Source organism: Pseudovibrio sp. WM33, assembly GCF_001623165.1.
Lineage (GTDB): Bacteria > Pseudomonadota > Alphaproteobacteria > Rhizobiales > Stappiaceae > Pseudovibrio.
Window position 1 is genome coordinate 411 of the sequence record NZ_LMCK01000119.1, and the last position, 875, is coordinate 1,285.

General features: G+C 51.8%; 2 protein-coding genes. Both read left to right on the top strand.

Annotated elements, in window-relative coordinates:
* Positions 1–260 precede the first annotated feature (260 nt).
* Positions 261–464 carry a hypothetical protein gene (locus PsWM33_RS21000; RefSeq protein ID WP_063301531.1) on the top strand — a complete coding sequence of 68 codons (204 nt, stop codon included), beginning with the start codon at positions 261–263 and terminating at the stop codon, positions 462–464.
* A 132-nt stretch (positions 465–596) separates the two neighbouring features.
* Positions 597–740 (top strand): hypothetical protein, encoded by a 144-nt coding sequence (locus tag PsWM33_RS27435; RefSeq protein WP_193778439.1) that lies wholly within the window; start codon positions 597–599, stop codon positions 738–740.
* Positions 741–875: the final 135 nt, after the last annotated feature.

The following is an 875-nucleotide window of genomic DNA, read 5'->3' on the forward strand; positions in this document are numbered from 1 at the left end:
TAACGGCTTCTTTGGCAACTGGGCGGATCTTTTGATTGCGCTTTGGACGGGTGTAGATCTGACGGTTGATCCGTTCACTCAGTCCACCAGTGGGACCGTGCGCGTGGTTGCCATGCAGGATGTAGATTTTGCAGTGCGTCACCCGCAGAGCTTCTGTCACTCCTTCAAAGCTTAAGCTTTACGCCAGTTAAGCAGCCGGTTCGCCCGGCTGTTTTTATTTGGACTTCTCATATTCCTTTCATTTCTCAAGAGGGCAGATCATGGCTGCAAAGATGAAGATTGAAATTTTGAAACGCACGGTTTGCGGTGGTGAACCGGTTGCGCCGGGTGATGTGGTGAACGCTTCTGAAAAGGATGCAAAATTCCTGATCAATATGAAAAAAGCAGAAACAACCACAAGGCGGGTTGGCAAGGCTAAGGCGGGAGAAAAGCCAAAAGAAGAAGACGAACCAGCCGGGGACTAAAACCCGACTCATATGAGAAGCAAACGGGGGGCTTTGTTGTAGCGTATCCTTATCCGAAAACCGGTTTCCACTTTTCGGGGATACGCTCTGCCTCCCGTTTTTCGTTGGCCCTTGGAAGGCGAGGATTTACCAGTGAAAAAAGAGCTACAGAGCACCACCAGCCTGAAACCACCCAAACCACTAACACCCAAAGAGCTTGCGCGGGTGATGGGCAGTGCCCGTGTTAACCGGGCGGTTGGTGTGCAGGGCGGGCAAACAATGGTGAAGCGGCAATGATTGATTTTGACGATGATCTGAATGAGATGCTGCGCACTGATGAGTTTGCAACAACGGCAACCTACGCGCTGCAGAACGGGGACACCGGGCAGCTCACCGGGATCTTTACCAATGAGGGGGAGGAAACCTCCTTTG